14 protein-coding genes are annotated in these 14,126 nt (G+C 58.7%); 6 read left to right on the forward strand and 8 right to left on the reverse strand.

The genetic code is table 11. The features are described 5' to 3' along the window. Nucleotides 1-385 precede the first annotated feature (385 nt). Complete coding sequence (locus AP059_RS19750) at nucleotides 386-1,357, forward strand: acyltransferase family protein (protein ID WP_059765583.1); 972 nt, start codon at nucleotides 386-388, stop codon at nucleotides 1,355-1,357. Between the two features lie 66 nt (nucleotides 1,358-1,423). On the opposite strand, the gene trmB is transcribed toward AP059_RS19750, so the two are convergent. The 4 genes from trmB to AP059_RS19770 all read right to left on the reverse strand — a co-directional run bounded on the left by trmB (nucleotide 1,424) and on the right by AP059_RS19770 (nucleotide 3,664). Then, entirely contained in the window at nucleotides 1,424-2,146 is a 723-nt protein-coding gene (gene trmB, locus AP059_RS19755) for a tRNA (guanosine(46)-N7)-methyltransferase TrmB (protein WP_048364039.1), read from the reverse strand. 9 nt (nucleotides 2,147-2,155) lie between these two features. Beyond that, nucleotides 2,156-2,950 (reverse strand): thiazole synthase, encoded by a 795-nt coding sequence (locus AP059_RS19760; protein WP_048364038.1) that lies wholly within the window; start codon nucleotides 2,948-2,950, stop codon nucleotides 2,156-2,158. A gap of 60 nt (nucleotides 2,951-3,010) precedes the next feature. After that, complete coding sequence (gene thiS / locus AP059_RS19765) at nucleotides 3,011-3,211, reverse strand: sulfur carrier protein ThiS (RefSeq protein ID WP_048364037.1); 201 nt, start codon at nucleotides 3,209-3,211, stop codon at nucleotides 3,011-3,013. A gap of 81 nt (nucleotides 3,212-3,292) precedes the next feature. After that, entirely contained in the window at nucleotides 3,293-3,664 is a 372-nt protein-coding gene (locus AP059_RS19770; RefSeq protein WP_048364036.1) for a DUF423 domain-containing protein, read from the reverse strand. Between the two features lie 44 nt (nucleotides 3,665-3,708). Here AP059_RS19770 and mtgA point away from each other — a divergent pair, with 44 nt between their 5' ends. Further along, the gene (gene mtgA / locus AP059_RS19775) at nucleotides 3,709-4,464 is read left to right on the forward strand and encodes a monofunctional biosynthetic peptidoglycan transglycosylase (protein WP_082706846.1); all 756 of its coding nucleotides are present in this window, start codon (nucleotides 3,709-3,711) and stop codon (nucleotides 4,462-4,464) included. Nucleotides 4,465-4,585: 121 nt separating this feature from the next. Here the strand turns inward: mtgA and rpoH are convergent, their stop codons facing one another. The 4 genes from rpoH to ftsY form a co-directional block, all read right to left on the reverse strand. Then, on the reverse strand, nucleotides 4,586-5,440 hold the full coding sequence (gene rpoH / locus AP059_RS19780; RefSeq protein ID WP_048364291.1) for an RNA polymerase sigma factor RpoH: 855 nt from the start codon (nucleotides 5,438-5,440) through the stop codon (nucleotides 4,586-4,588). A gap of 112 nt (nucleotides 5,441-5,552) precedes the next feature. Then, nucleotides 5,553-6,575, reverse strand: a complete 1,023-nt coding sequence (gene ftsX, locus AP059_RS19785; RefSeq protein WP_048364034.1) for a permease-like cell division protein FtsX — start codon at nucleotides 6,573-6,575, stop codon at nucleotides 5,553-5,555. Beyond that, entirely contained in the window at nucleotides 6,572-7,243 is a 672-nt protein-coding gene (ftsE, locus tag AP059_RS19790) for a cell division ATP-binding protein FtsE (RefSeq protein WP_048364033.1), read from the reverse strand. The genes ftsX and ftsE overlap by 4 nt, the downstream gene beginning before the upstream one ends. Next, nucleotides 7,240-8,760 carry a signal recognition particle-docking protein FtsY gene (gene ftsY, locus AP059_RS19795; protein ID WP_059765584.1) on the reverse strand — a complete coding sequence of 507 codons (1,521 nt, stop codon included), beginning with the start codon at nucleotides 8,758-8,760 and terminating at the stop codon, nucleotides 7,240-7,242. Before ftsY ends, ftsE begins: the two co-directional genes overlap by 4 nt. 355 nt (nucleotides 8,761-9,115) lie before the next feature. Here ftsY and AP059_RS19800 point away from each other — a divergent pair, with 355 nt between their 5' ends. From AP059_RS19800 to AP059_RS19815, 4 genes are all read left to right on the forward strand, one after another. Beyond that, complete coding sequence (locus AP059_RS19800; protein WP_059765586.1) at nucleotides 9,116-10,471, forward strand: M16 family metallopeptidase; 1,356 nt, start codon at nucleotides 9,116-9,118, stop codon at nucleotides 10,469-10,471. Further along, nucleotides 10,464-11,954, forward strand: coding sequence for a M16 family metallopeptidase (locus AP059_RS19805; protein WP_059765588.1), 1,491 nt, complete (start codon nucleotides 10,464-10,466; stop codon nucleotides 11,952-11,954). Before AP059_RS19800 ends, AP059_RS19805 begins: the two co-directional genes overlap by 8 nt. Further along, nucleotides 11,954-12,550 carry a 16S rRNA (guanine(966)-N(2))-methyltransferase RsmD gene (gene rsmD / locus AP059_RS19810; protein WP_059765590.1) on the forward strand — a complete coding sequence of 199 codons (597 nt, stop codon included), beginning with the start codon at nucleotides 11,954-11,956 and terminating at the stop codon, nucleotides 12,548-12,550. The genes AP059_RS19805 and rsmD overlap by 1 nt, the downstream gene beginning before the upstream one ends. A 221-nt stretch (nucleotides 12,551-12,771) precedes the next feature. Then, nucleotides 12,772-14,025, forward strand: a complete 1,254-nt coding sequence (locus tag AP059_RS19815; protein ID WP_059765592.1) for a M16 family metallopeptidase — start codon at nucleotides 12,772-12,774, stop codon at nucleotides 14,023-14,025. The last annotated feature ends 101 nt before the right edge of the window (nucleotides 14,026-14,126 follow it).

Below are 14,126 nucleotides of genomic sequence, written 5' to 3' on the forward strand. Positions count from 1 at the left end.
CACTCAGTCCACCTGCTAAACCGTGCCCTCAGCATTTGCGATCGCTGCGCAATCGAACGCAGCCTTCGGCAGCGACTACAAGTGTGCGTCAACTACCTCTCAACTTCGTAGTAGCTGCCGAAGCCGTCGTTGAACCCGCGCACTCAGTCCACCTGCTAAACCGTGCCCTCAGCATTTGCGATCGCTGCGCAATCGGACGCAGCCTTCGGCAGCGGCTACAAGTGCGAGTCAACCACCTCCCAACTTCGTAGTAGCTGCCGAAGCCGTCGTTGAACTCGCGCACTCAGCCCACCTGCTAAACCGTGACCTCCGCATTTGCGATCGCTGCGCCAGCGGCTACAAATTGTGGGCTACGCTTGGGTATCGCTTACTGTGAGCACCGCCCATGCCGAAGGTTTTGAATGGCAATCTCGATGCGCTAAAGGTTGTGCTGGCGATTTGTGTCGTCGCGTTGCACTGCAAGGTCTTCGGCGGCAATGACACTGCCATCGGTTACATGCTGGGCAACGGGTTGTTTAGGGTCGCAGTACCGGTTTTTTTCATCATCAACGGGTATTACCTGTTCCACACCCTCAGCGAAGGCCATTCTTTCAGCAAGTGGTTCCAGCGCGGGCTGTGGATGTACCTGTTCTGGATGCTGATTTACAGCCCGTTTTACGTCGATCCGGCCACGCTGGGCAGTCTCAAAGGCGTACTGGGTGTGGTGAAGTCTTTGCTGATCGGTTATTTCCACCTCTGGTATCTGGTGGGTATGCTCGGCGGCGGCTTGATTCTGTATGCCCTGCGACACGCGCCAACCCAGCGGCTGATCACGTTAGCGCTGATCGCCTACCTGATCGGTCTGACGCTGCAATACATGCGCGTTTACTACTTGCTGCCCAACCCTTTCTTGCAACACTTCAATCAAAACGATTACGCCGCGCGCAACTTCCTGTTTATGGGCTTCCCGTTCATGTGCCTGGGGTTTGTGTTTGCCAAGCATAAAATCACTCAGACCGTTACACGCCCTGTGGTGTGGATCTGGCTGGTATCCGGCACTGCGTTGATGCTGGCCGAGTCGTACACAAACTACTCGCTGCGGGCCAATCCACAGCTGTACTTCGACTTTATGTTCTCGCTGCCCATCCTCACTCCTGCGCTGTTCATGCTGGCGTGTGTGTACTTCAGGGCGTCGACCAGCAACGTACCGGCCAAGGTGTCCTCGGCGGTGTACTACATTCATCCATTGTTTATTGTGGGCGCCCTGGCAGCGGGTATGGCCTACGGCAATCTGCTTGCACTGCTGGTCATCGGCCTGGCGCTGGTCGCGGCCCCATTGCTGATTGCGCTGAGTAAACGTGTGAGGTTTGTTTTGTAGTGCAAGGCGACGGTCGTCGCGCAAAGAAACCGGCCTCAGGGCTGAGGCCGGTCATTGAAAAACGGCTTAGGCCAGTTTTTCGAACTTCAAGTCCCACACGCCATGCCCAAGACGTTCGCCACGACGTTCGAACTTGGTGATCGGACGCTCAGCAGGACGCGGCACACAGAGGCCGTCTTCAGCCAGGTTGCGATAACCCGGCGCCACGTTCATCACTTCCAGCATGTACTCGGCGTAAGGTTCCCAGTCAGTGGCCATGTGCAGCACACCGCCCACTTTCAGCTTGGAACGCACCAGTTCGGCAAACGACGCTTGTACGATGCGGCGCTTGTGGTGACGGCTCTTGTGCCACGGGTCCGGGAAGAACAACAGCAGACGATCCAGGCTGTTATCGGCCACGCAACGGGTCAGCACTTCAATGGCGTCACAGTCGTAGACGCGCAAGTTGGTCAGGCCCTGGGTCAACACGCCATTGAGCAGTGCGCCCACACCCGGGCGGTGAACCTCGACCCCAATGAAGTCTTGCTCAGGCGAAGCAGCAGCCATTTCCAGCAGGGAGTGCCCCATGCCAAAGCCGATTTCCAGGGTGCGCGGCGCAGAACGACCGAACACCTGGTCGTAATCCACCGGCGCATCGGCCAACGGCAATACATACAGCGGCGTGCCTTGATCGAGGCCACGTTGCTGGCCTTCGGTCATGCGCCCGGCACGCATCACGAAGCTCTTGATGCGACGGTGCTGGCGATCTTCGCCTTCTTCCGGGGTTGGGGTATCGAGTGGTTCAGTCATCAGGGGCTCTTACTTGATCAGACCATCCAGCGGCGAGGAGGCGCTGGCATAGAGTTTTTTCGGCATGCGCCCGGCCAGATAGGCCAAACGACCCGCCTCAATGGCGTACTTCATGGCTTGAGCCATGATGATCGGGTGCTGGGCATTGGCGATGGCCGAGTTCATCAGCACCGCTTCGCAGCCCATTTCCATGGCGATTGTCGCGTCGGAGGCTGTGCCTACGCCCGCATCCACCAACACCGGAATTTTTGCTTCTTCAAGGATGACCCGCAGGTTGTACGGGTTGCAGATGCCCAGACCGCTGCCGATCAGGCCGGCCAGTGGCATCACGGCCACGCAGCCCATGGCTTCCAGCTCGCGGGCGATAATCGGGTCATCGCTGGTGTAAACCATCACGTCAAACCCTTCCTTGACCAGCACTTCGGCGGCCTTGAGGGTTTCGATCACGTTAGGAAACAGGGTCTTCTGGTCGGCCAGCACTTCCAGCTTGACCAGGTTGTGGCCGTCAAGCAGCTCACGGGCCAAACGGCAGGTGCGCACCGCTTCAATGGCGTCAAAGCAACCGGCCGTGTTCGGCAGGATGGTGTAACGGTCGGGCGGCAGCACATCGAGCAGGTTCGGCTCACCGGGATTCTGACCAATGTTGGTGCGACGAACCGCCACCGTGACGATTTCAGCACCCGAGGCTTCGATGGCCAAACGGGTTTCTTCAAGGTCACGGTACTTGCCAGTGCCTACCAGCAAACGCGATTGGTAGGTACGGCCGGCTAAAGTAAACGGCTTGTCGCTGCGAACATTGCTCATCGGTAATCCTCTTGGAATGTGAGTTCTCAGTGGGGCTGGGTTCAAACGTCGGCCCGCAGCCTAGCCGCCACCGATGGCGTGCACCACTTCAACCTGGTCACCCTCTTTGAGCACGGTCTGTGCGTGCTGGCTGCGCGGGACGATGTCCAGGTTCAGCTCAACTGCCACGCGACGGCCGGTCAGCTCGCGCCGCGCCAAAAGGGCCGCGACGGTCTCGCCGTCCGGCAGCTCAAAGGGTTCACCGTTCAACTGAATGCGCATGCGCGACGCTGCCTTCGTTTTTAGGGGGCCAGCATTCTAGCCCGATCCATCAGGTCGACCCAAGCCATTCATCTTGCAGGTTCAGCTCAGGCGCCAGGCGGCCAGCCCCAGACACAACCAGCCGGCCAAAAAGGCGACGCCGCCAATCGGTGTGATGATGCCCAGCTTGCTGATACCGCTCAGGGTCAGCAGGTACAAACTGCCGGAAAACAACACGATCCCCAGCGTGAAGCAGATACCGGCCCACGTCACCAAACGGCTTTGCAACTGCGTCGCGAGCAGCGCTACACCGATAATGGCGAGGGTATGGACCAACTGATAGGTCACGCCGGTGTGAAAAATGGCCAGGTACTGCTCGCTCAAGCGGCCCTTCAAGCCATGCGCGGCAAACGCGCCCAAGGCCACGCCGGTAAAACCAAAGAAGGCAGCCAACATCAGAAATACGCGCAACATGGAACATTCCCCTCAGGATCATCGAATGACGCAGGGTCTGTATAATGGCCCGCTCAACGGGTTCGGCCAAGCCATCTATGCTGCGTTTACTGGTTCATCGTTTGCTCAAAGCCTTGCTGTGGTTCGCAGCGGGCAGCGCGTTGCTCGTTTTAATCTTTCGGTGGGTGCCACCACCAGGCACCGCGCTGATGGTCGAGCGCAAGGTTGAATCCTGGTTCGATGGCCAGCCCATCGACTTGCAACGCAGCTGGCGCCCCTGGGATGAAATCTCCAACGAGTTGAAAGTGGCCGTGATTGCCGGGGAAGACCAGAAGTTCGCCGAGCATTGGGGCTTTGATTTCAGCGCCATTCGCGCCGCTTTTGTGCACAACGAGCGCGGCGGCACACTGCGCGGGGCCAGCACACTCAGTCAGCAAGTGTCGAAGAATGTGTTTTTGTGGTCGGGCCGCAGTTGGCTGCGCAAAGGTCTGGAAGCCTGGTTTACAGCATTGATCGAAGTGCTGTGGCCCAAGCAGCGAATCCTTGAGGTGTACCTCAACAGTGCTGAGTGGGATGACGGCGTGTTCGGTGCAGAAGCGGCCGCACAGCATCATTTTGGTGTAAGCGCTGCACGTTTGAGTCGCCAGCAGGCCAGCCAACTGGCCGCCGTGCTGCCTAACCCGCGCAACTGGAGTGCCAGTCACCCGACGCCGTATGTGAGCACGCGAGCCGCCTGGATCCGCCAGCAAATGCGCCAGCTGGGGGGCGATAGCTATCTCGATACGCTGAATAATTCGCGTAAGGCGCCGTGGGCTGAGTAATCACGCGCCTAAAGGATAGGGCCGAGCATGGTCGCTGAAGCTCGCCGCCTTCGGCAGCTCCTACGGGGTTGCGCATACAAAAACGCCCCAAATGATCGGGGCGTTTTTTTATCGGGCCGGTTTAGGCGGCAATCGACAGTTTGAGCTTGTTCATCGCGCTTTTTTCCAGCTGACGAATACGCTCGGCAGACACGTTGTACTTCTGCGCCAGGTCATGCAGCGTGGCTTTCTCTTCAGCCAACCAGCGCTGATAGAGAATGTCGCGGCTGCGGTCGTCCAGCACTTCCAACGCTTCGTGCAGGTTGCTGGTGGAGTTATCGGTCCAGTCAGCATCTTCCAGTTGACGCGCCGGGTCGTAACGGTGGTCTTCCAGATAATTGGCTGGCGACTGGAACGCACTGTCGTCGTCAGCTTCGGCGGCCGGGTCGAACGCCATGTCATGGCCAGTCAACCGGCTTTCCATCTCGCGCACTTCGCGAGGCTCAACACCCAGGCTTTCAGCCACACGATGCACTTCATCGTTGTTCAGCCAGGCCAAACGTTTTTTCTGGCTGCGCAGGTTGAAGAACAGTTTGCGCTGAGCCTTGGTGGTGGCCACTTTCACGATCCGCCAGTTACGCAGGATGAATTCGTGAATTTCGGCTTTGATCCAGTGCACCGCAAACGACACCAGACGCACACCCATTTCAGGGTTAAAGCGTTTAACCGCTTTCATCAGGCCAACGTTACCTTCCTGGATCAGGTCAGCCTGTGCCAAGCCATAGCCCGAATAACTGCGGGCAATGTGTACAACAAAACGCAGGTGGGCGAGCACCATCTGCCGAGCCGCCTCAAGATCCTGCTCATAATAGAGACTCTCGGCCAGTTCACGCTCCTGCTCCGGTGTCAGCAGTGGAATGCTGTTCACGGTGTTTACGTAGGCCTCAAGGTTCGCACCAGGGACTAACGCATACGCAGGTTGCAAAGAAGTGGTCATACGAAAAACCTCCGACTCACATAACTCGTGCAGTTCAGCACTGCGAAAATTGACCGGGAACCACGAAAAAAGTTCCCACATAAGCTGAAAAGGTCAACAGGTAAAAATGAAACTACTTGGGTGAAAGCTCACGTAAATGACGTGCTACCGCAATCCATGCACCGATATACCCTAACAGCACCGCGCCAAGCAAGAGAGACAGACCATCGGCTACCGGCACACCGGCCAGTGCAAAATTACTGCCGTACAACCCGGCAAGCCCCACAACCGCGTCGTTGAGCCAGTTCAGGCCAAAGGCCAAAACGCCCCACGAAAGTACGCCAGCGCCCAAACCATAAAGCGCACCCATGTATAGAAACGGCCTACGCACATAGCTATCAGTGCCACCGACCAGCTTGGTGACCTCGATTTCGACTCGGCGGTTCTCAATATGCAGGCGAATCGTATTACCGATGACCAGCAACAGCGCCGAGACCAGCAACACCGTCAAACCGAACACAAAACGATCACCCAACTTCAGAATGGCCGCCAGGCGCTCGACCCAGACTAGATCAAGCTGCGCCTGTTGCACCTTCGGCAGCTCGGAAAGACGCTCGCGAAGGGCTTCAAGGGTGGCTTTGTCAACCTGATTGGGGGTCACCAGCACTACGCCGGGCAGAGGGTTATCCGGCAGCTCTTTAAGCGCTTCGCCCAGCCCTGACTGCTGCTGGAACTCTTCGAGGGCTTTTTCGCGGCTGATGAATTCAGCGTCCGCGACCCCTGACATACCTTTTATCTGATTGCTCAGCTGTTCGCCTTGATCACCACTGGCGTCCATCTGCAGATACAGCGAAATCTGTGCCGCACGCTGCCACGAACCGCCCAGGCGCTCTACGTTGTTGAGCAACAACGACAGGCCCATCGGCAAGCTCAGCGCCACCGCCATCACCAGGCAGGTGAAAAAGCTGCCAATCGGCTGTTTGCCTAAACGTCGCAGGCTGTCGAGCAGACTGGCGCGATGCGCTTCGATCCAGGCGTGAAACAACATGCCAAAGGTTGGCCCGTCGTCTTCATCGTGTTTTTTCTTCGACGGCTGTGGATCGGCAGCCTTGGGGGCTACGCGCTCAGACACTTTGGGGCTGCGTGTTGCACTCATTGCCCTGCCTCCCCGTCACCGATCAATCGGCCGCGCTGCAAGGTCAGCATGCGGTGGCGCATGCGGGCGATCAGGGCCAGGTCGTGACTGGCGATCAGGACGCTGGTGCCCAAACGGTTGATGTCTTCGAATACGCCCATGATTTCCGCCGCCAGACGCGGGTCGAGGTTACCGGTGGGTTCATCGGCCAGCAGCAAGGCCGGGCGATGCACGATTGCGCGCGCAATACCCACGCGCTGTTGTTGGCCGGTGGACAAGTCGCCAGGGTACAAATCGGTTTTATCCGACAGCGATACGCGCTCCAGCGCCGAATCAACGCGTTTGGCGATTTCAGCCTTGGACAACCCAAGAATCTGCAACGGCAAGGCTACGTTGTTGAACACGGTGCGATCAAACAGCAGTTGGTGGTTCTGGAACACCACGCCAATCTGACGACGCAGAAACGGGATCTGCGCATTGCTGATCTGGCTCAGGTCCTGGCCGGCCAGCAGCAGTTTGCCGCTGGTGGGCCGCTCCATCGCCAGTAACAGGCGCAACAACGTGCTTTTGCCCGCGCCAGAATGGCCGGTCACAAAAAGGAATTCGCCACGGCGGACCCGAAAGCTCAGCTCGTGCAGGCCCACATGTCCATTTGGATAGCGTTTACCGACCTGCTCGAAACGAATCATGGACGCTCCCGCTCCGCAAACAGAGCTTGGACAAAGGGTTCGGATTCAAAGGTGCGCAAATCGTCGATGCCTTCACCGACACCGATAAAGCGGATCGGGATGCTGAATTGCTTGGCCAGCGCGAAAATCACCCCGCCTTTGGCCGTACCGTCAAGCTTAGTCAAGGCAAGCCCTGTGAGCGCGACGGTCTGGTTGAATTGCTTGGCCTGGCTGATCGCGTTCTGGCCGGTGCCCGCGTCGAGCACCAGCAGCACTTCGTGTGGCGCGTCTGCGTCGAGCTTGCCGATCACGCGGCGCACCTTTTTCAGCTCTTCCATCAGGTTGTCTTTGGTGTGCAGGCGCCCGGCGGTGTCAGCAATCAACACGTCCACGCCACGGGCTTTGGCGGCCTGCACGGCGTCGAAAATCACCGACGCCGAATCAGCGCCCGTGTGCTGTGCAATCACCGGAATGTTGTTGCGCTCGCCCCACACTTGCAACTGCTCAACGGCAGCCGCACGGAAGGTATCGCCCGCAGCGAGCATGACTTTCTTGCCTTCGAGTTGCAGCTTCTTGGCCAATTTGCCGATGGTGGTGGTTTTACCCGCACCGTTGACGCCCACCACCAAAATCACGAAAGGCTTGTTCTGTGATTCGATCTTCAGTGGCTGTTCGACCGGCTTGAGCATCGCCGCCAGCTCGTCCTGCAAGGATTTGTAGAGCGCATCGGCGTCGGTCAGTTGCTTGCGGGCAACCTTTTGCGTCAGGTTCTTGATGATCACCGAGGTGGCTTCAACGCCCACGTCAGCGGTCAACAAGCGGGTTTCGATCTCTTCAAGCAGGTCGTCATCAATGGCTTTTTTGCCCAGAAACAGGCTCGCCATGCCCTCGCCGATGCTGGCGCTGGTTTTCGAAAGGCCTTGCTTGAGGCGCGAGAAGAAACCGCTTTTAGCTTCTGGAACCGGTTCGGCTTTGGGCGCAGGCGCTTCAATGACAGCGGGCGGTGCCTGCACGACAGGTGCAGGGACCGCAGCCGGTTGTACAACCGCGACTGGCGCGATGACCGCGACTGGCTCTGGCTCTGGCTCTGGCTCTGGCTCTGGCTCTGGCTCTGGCTCTGGCTCGACAGGCTCTAGGACGGGTTCAAGCACTTCAAGCACTTCGATCACAGGCGCAGGCGCAATCACCGGCTCAACCGCCACCTCAACCTCGGGCACAGGAATCGGCGGTACAACATGCGGCGCTTGCACGTCCTCAACCAGCGCAACCGGCTCTTCTGCCACCGGCAGAGTTGGCCACGGTTGATGCGTAATTGGCGGCTCGGCAGCAGGCGTTGGTTCAGGCTCAGCGAGCACTGCCACTTCACGCACCGTTTCGATCACGACGGGCGTGGGTTCGATCAGCGGCTCGGGCGTGACTTCGGGAGCAGATGGCTGCTCAACGACGGTTTCCTGCGGCTTTCTGCGCAGCCACCCGAACAGGCCTTTTTTCTCGCCAGCCTTGGCTGGGTTCTTCTTGTCGTCGTTGGAACCAAACATGGAGGACGGCTATCTCATCGTAGCGACGCGCCACTGTGGCGCCCCGGCAAATAATATTCGGTGTGAAAAAGACTGTATTTTCGTCAGCTCGTTCGCACACAACTTAGTCGAAGGGTAAAAAACACCTGCGAAACTTCGTCTTTACTCGGACTTTGAACAGAAAAATCGGCAAAAACATGAAATTTACCGACATGCATCCACATCGCCAAGCGGGCTTCTATACTGCCCGATCAAACGTCGCCTGATCGTCAAAGGCCGGATAGACGTGGCCGCCAGTAAAACGGATCAGTATCCTAGCACCTCCTCACCCGCCGACGCTAAGGCCAAGCGGGCAGCCCAACAGGTTTAAAAACGAATGAATGCTCTAGCCCGCCGCGCTGCTGGCCTGTTGCTCAGCACAGTTTGCCTCCCGCTTTCGGCCCTGGCGGCCGAACCGCAGCCTACCCACGAGTTCCGCCTGGACAACGGCCTTAAAGTCATCGTGCGCGAAGATCACCGTGCGCCGGTGGTGGTGTCACAGGTCTGGTACAAGGTGGGCTCCAGTTACGAGACGCCCGGCAAGACCGGTCTGTCGCACGCCCTTGAACACATGATGTTCAAAGGCAGTAACAAAGTCGGTCCCGGCGAAGCCTCGTTGATCCTGCGCGACCTCGGCGCACAGGAAAACGCCTTTACCAGCGATGACTACACCGCCTATTACCAAGTGCTGGCCCGCGACCGCCTGGGTGTGGCGTTCGAGCTTGAAGCTGACCGCATGGCCAGCCTGCGTCTGCCGCCAGAAGAGTTCAAGCGCGAAATCGAAGTCATTAAAGAGGAGCGCCGCCTGCGCACCGATGACCAGCCCATGAGCAAAGCTTACGAGCTGTTCAGCGCAATGGCCTACCCCTCCAGTGGCTACCACACGCCGACCATTGGCTGGATGGTTGACCTGGAGCGCATGAACGTTGCCGAGCTGCGTGCCTGGTATGAAGAGTGGTATGCCCCCAACAACGCCACACTGGTGGTGGTGGGTGACGTGACCCCGGATGAAGTCAAAAAGCTGGCCCAGCGTTATTTCGGCCCGGTAACTCAGCGGCACATTCCAATTGCCAAGGCACCGCTTGAACTGGCGACCCCCGGCGAACGGTTGCTCAAAGTTCACGTTCAAACCGAACTGCCAAGCCTGATGATGGGTTTCAACGTACCGAGCGTGTCGACCGCCAAAGACCCGGTCACCGCCAACGCCTTGCGCCTGATTTCAGCCTTGCTGGATGGCGGCTATAGCGCGCGCATGCCGACACAGCTGGAGCGTGGTGAAGAACTGGTGTCCGGCGCTTCGTCGAGCTACGACGCCTTCACCCGTGGCGACAGCCTGTTCCTGCTCAGCGCCATGCCCAACAGCCAGAAGAAAGTCACCCTGGCTCAAGCCGAAGCGGGTGTATGGCGCCTGCTCGATGAGCTGAAAAAAACGCCGCCTACCGCGCAAGAACTGGAGCGCGTGCGCGCCCAAGTGATCGCCGGGCTGGTCTACGAGCGTGACTCGATCACCTCCCAAGCCACCTCTATTGGTCAACTCGAAACCGTCGGTTTGTCCTGGAAGCTGATGGACACTGAACTGCAAGACTTGCAAAAAGTGACCCCGGCCGACATCCAGCAAGCCGCGCGTACCTATTTCACTCGCGACCGTCTGAGCGTTGCGCATGTACTGCCCGAGGAGAAAACCCATGAGTGAGCGTAAAGGTCCCCGCTACGCCCTGCTCGGCCTGACCACCGCAGTCCTGGTCGGCGCACTCGGCTATTACTTCGCCAGCCCGGCCGTGTCCGTGGCCAGCCCCGCACTTGAAAACGCCAAGGCCGGGCACACGCTCGAGTCGCTGGCCGAACTCGACGGCAAGGCCCCCAGCCATCGCGCGATGAACGTGCAAACCTGGAAAACCGCCGAGGGTTCCAAAGTGCTGTTTGTCGAAGCCCGGCAACTGCCGATGTTCGACCTGCGCCTGACTTTTGCCGCCGGCAGTAGCCAGGACGACAACACGCCCGGCCTGGCCTTGCTGACCAATGCCATGCTCAACGAAGGCGTGGCGGGCAAAGATGTCGGCGCGATTGCCCAGGGCTTTGAAGGCCTGGGCGCTGATTTTGGCAACGGCGCCTATCGCGACATGGCGGTGGTCTCGCTGCGCAGCCTGAGCGACCCGGCCAAACGTGCCCCGGCGCTTAACCTGTTCGCTGAAGTGATTGGCAAACCGACGTTCCCGGCCGACTCGCTGGCGCGCATCAAAAATCAGTTGCTGGCCAGCTTTGAGTTCCAGAAGCAAAACCCCGGCAAACTGGCCAGCGATGAACTGTTCAAGCGCCTGTACGGCAACCACCCGTACGCCCATGCCAGCGATGGCAACGCTGACAGTATCGCGTCGATCACCGCCGATCAGCTCAAAGCCTTCCACAACAAGGCTTACACCGCAGGCAATGCGGTGATCGCGATTGTGGGTGATCTGTCGCGTGAAGAAGCCCAGGCGATGGCGGCGCAGGTTTCAGCTGCACTGCCTAAAGGCCCGGCGCTGCCCAAAACCGTACAACCGGGCGAACCCAAAGCGGGCGCTACCCACATTGAGTTCCCGTCCAAGCAAACTCACTTGCTGTTGTCGCAATTGGGCATTGACCGTGACGACCCGGACTACGCGGCACTGTCATTGGGCAACCAGGTGCTGGGCGGTGGCGGTTTCGGCACGCGCCTGATGACCGAAGTACGTGAAAAACGTGGCCTGACCTACGGCGTTTACTCAGGCTTCAGCCCGATGCAAGCGCGCGGCCCGTTCATGATTAACCTGCAAACACGCGCCGAACTGAGCGAAGGCACGCTCAAACTGGTGCAAGACATTCTGGCCGACTACCTGAAACAAGGTCCGACGCAAAAAGAACTCGACGATGCCAAGCGTGAGTTGGCAGGCAGCTTCCCGCTGTCCACCGCCAGCAACGCGGCAATCGTCGGCCAACTGGGCGCAATGGGCTTCTACGATTTGCCTTTGGACTATCTCGAAACCTTCATGCAGCAGTCCCAGAACCTGACTACCGAGCAGGTCAAGGCCGCCATGAACAAGCACCTGAGCGCCGACAAAATGGTCGTAGTGACCGCCGGCCCAACCGTGCCGCAAAAACCACTGCCACCTCCAACCGACAAACCTTCAGAGCAACCTCTTGGGGTTCCGGAGCATTAATGGCAAAGCCAAAAAACACATCGCACTCGGGTGCGGGTCAGTTACGCATCATTGGCGGGGAATGGCGCAGCCGCAAGCTGGACTTCCCCCACGTAGAAGGTCTGCGTCCTACACCCGACCGGGTCCGTGAAACCCTGTTCAACTGGCTGGCACCGCACATCGGCGGCGCCAAGGTTCTGGACGTGTTTGCCGGTAGCGGCGCGCTGTTCCTCGAAGCCATGTCCCGCGGCGCTGCCAAAGGCGTGGCGCTGGACAGCAACCGCGATGCGATTTCCAACATCCGCGAAAACATGGGCATCCTGCGCTGCACAGTGGGTGAAGTGCAGCAAACCGACGCCCTGCGCTACCTGGATGCAACGCCCAGTGACACCTTTGACGTGGTGTTCCTCGACCCGCCGTTCCACAAAGACCTGCTCAAGCCTGCGTGCGACTTGCTGGAACAACGCGGCTGGTTGGCAGACGAGGCGTGGGTATACACCGAAAGTGAACTGCGCCCCTCTGAACTGGGCCTGCCCACCAATTGGCGCCTGCACCGCGAACAAAAAGCCGGGGGCGTAAACTATGCCCTGTGGCAGCGTGAAGCGCTTCAAGCGTAAAACGTGAACCCAGCCAGCGCACCTATAAACGGTGTGCTGGCTGTTTGGCGCTCTGCCCAGCGACCTGTTGCGCCTCCCGCCCCGTCTACCCGACACATCCGCACTGATTTCTTACCTTGCGCACTATTTATCTACCGCACGCCTAAGTGCTCTGTCCCGCATTCTGCCGCCTCTATCAGTCGTACGCGCACAAGCGCGTCCCAGAGCAATGGAATGTGAAAATGACACTCTTTACCGCGAAACCGACCCATACGTTCACCCTCGACAACGGCTTGCAGGTGATCGTGCGCGAAGACCACCGCACCGCTGCATTTTGTGCATCGTTATTTCATAAAATCGGCACCCGCAATGAACGCCCAGGCCAGCGCGGTCTGGCTTATCTGACAGGCAGCGCAGCATTCAAAGACAAAGCGCTGGTGAAGGCGTCAGGCGGCGTGGCCAACGGCTGGCTCGATTACGATGTGAGCACCTACAGCCTCGAAGCACCCCGCGCAGCGCTAGCCCCGATGCTGAACCTGCTGGCGATGCGAATGCTCGCGCCGGCACTGTCGCAAGAACGTCTCAATGCGGGCATCAAGCACACCCAGACACTGGAGTTGGGTGAACCCTATTTCACCTCTGATTACTGGATTACACCCGCGTTCGAACAACTCATTTTTCCGAACGCCGGCAAAGCCTACAAGTTTGGCGACATCGCCGATCTTGAGCGCATCACGATTGACGACGTGTTGGGTTGGCACAAAAACGGCTACGCCCCTGACAACTCTATTCTGGTGATTGTTGGCGATGTCTCGCTTGAAGAAATCCAACCCGTGGTTCAGCGCCTGTTCGGGGATATCCCGCGGGTCGATGGTTTGGCTCGCCTCGATCAAGCCGCAAGCGACGTACAAACAGACCCGCGCGCACTGACTGAACACCTCGATACCGCGCGTCAACGGCTGCAAATGGCCTTCAATGTACCGAGCCTGGCCACCGTCGCTGACGTGCGCGACATGCGAGCCCTGCAAGTCATCAGTGCGCTGCTGACCTCAGGGCCCGAGGCTTGGTTACCCGGCCGCTTATCTGAAGGCCAGGCAACGTTGAGCAGCGTTATTACGCGCCTGCCAGCGTATCGCCGTTCGGATGACCTTTTCCTGATCGCCGCCACTGCGGGTGAGCACACAGCACTGTCGTTGCAGCACATCGAGCTGGAGATCAAACAGCTGCTGGAGACCCTCAAAACCCAGACACTGGACACCCTCACGCTGGCGTACGCCCAACAACAGGCCATTGAGAAGCTCAGTGAGCTAGAGACCCTTGAGACCCAGACATCAATCATTGGCAACCTGCACGTCATTGGCCAATCCTGGACGTTGAGCGATAGCGAAGCGCAACAACTTCAAAGCATTACGGCCCAGGACATCCAGCGCGTCGCCAGCCTGTACTTCACTCCAGAACGCTTGAGCGTCGCCTACGTCTTGCCGCGCACAGCCTGATCAAAATACCTGTGAATACGGCCTGATAGCTATGTACCACCTTGCAGCCTGAGGGTTGATCCAACCTGTTCTGACATACACGCAGAACACTTAAGGATTGC

Origin of the sequence: Pseudomonas sp. TAA207 (genome assembly GCF_001529285.1) — a bacterium.
In the GTDB taxonomy this organism is placed as follows: Bacteria; Pseudomonadota; Gammaproteobacteria; order Pseudomonadales; family Pseudomonadaceae; genus Aquipseudomonas; species Aquipseudomonas weihenstephanensis.

Bases quoted from the DNA above. Each gene is read 5' to 3' on its own strand.
- AP059_RS19750 (WP_059765583.1), top strand. From the start codon at position 386: ATGCCGAAGGTTTTGAATGGCAATCTCGATGCGCTAAAGGTTGTGCTG.
- trmB (WP_048364039.1), bottom strand. From the start codon at position 2,146: ATGACTGAACCACTCGATACCCCAACCCCGGAAGAAGGCGAAGATCGC.
- AP059_RS19760 (WP_048364038.1), bottom strand. From the start codon at position 2,950: ATGAGCAATGTTCGCAGCGACAAGCCGTTTACTTTAGCCGGCCGTACC.
- thiS (WP_048364037.1), bottom strand. From the start codon at position 3,211: ATGCGCATTCAGTTGAACGGTGAACCCTTTGAGCTGCCGGACGGCGAG.
- AP059_RS19770 (WP_048364036.1), bottom strand. From the start codon at position 3,664: ATGTTGCGCGTATTTCTGATGTTGGCTGCCTTCTTTGGTTTTACCGGC.
- mtgA (WP_082706846.1), top strand. From the start codon at position 3,709: ATGGCCCGCTCAACGGGTTCGGCCAAGCCATCTATGCTGCGTTTACTG.
- rpoH (WP_048364291.1), bottom strand. From the start codon at position 5,440: ATGACCACTTCTTTGCAACCTGCGTATGCGTTAGTCCCTGGTGCGAAC.
- ftsX (WP_048364034.1), bottom strand. From the start codon at position 6,575: ATGAGTGCAACACGCAGCCCCAAAGTGTCTGAGCGCGTAGCCCCCAAG.
- ftsE (WP_048364033.1), bottom strand. From the start codon at position 7,243: ATGATTCGTTTCGAGCAGGTCGGTAAACGCTATCCAAATGGACATGTG.
- ftsY (WP_059765584.1), bottom strand. From the start codon at position 8,760: ATGTTTGGTTCCAACGACGACAAGAAGAACCCAGCCAAGGCTGGCGAG.
- AP059_RS19800 (WP_059765586.1), top strand. From the start codon at position 9,116: ATGAATGCTCTAGCCCGCCGCGCTGCTGGCCTGTTGCTCAGCACAGTT.
- AP059_RS19805 (WP_059765588.1), top strand. From the start codon at position 10,464: ATGAGTGAGCGTAAAGGTCCCCGCTACGCCCTGCTCGGCCTGACCACC.
- rsmD (WP_059765590.1), top strand. From the start codon at position 11,954: ATGGCAAAGCCAAAAAACACATCGCACTCGGGTGCGGGTCAGTTACGC.
- AP059_RS19815 (WP_059765592.1), top strand. From the start codon at position 12,772: ATGACACTCTTTACCGCGAAACCGACCCATACGTTCACCCTCGACAAC.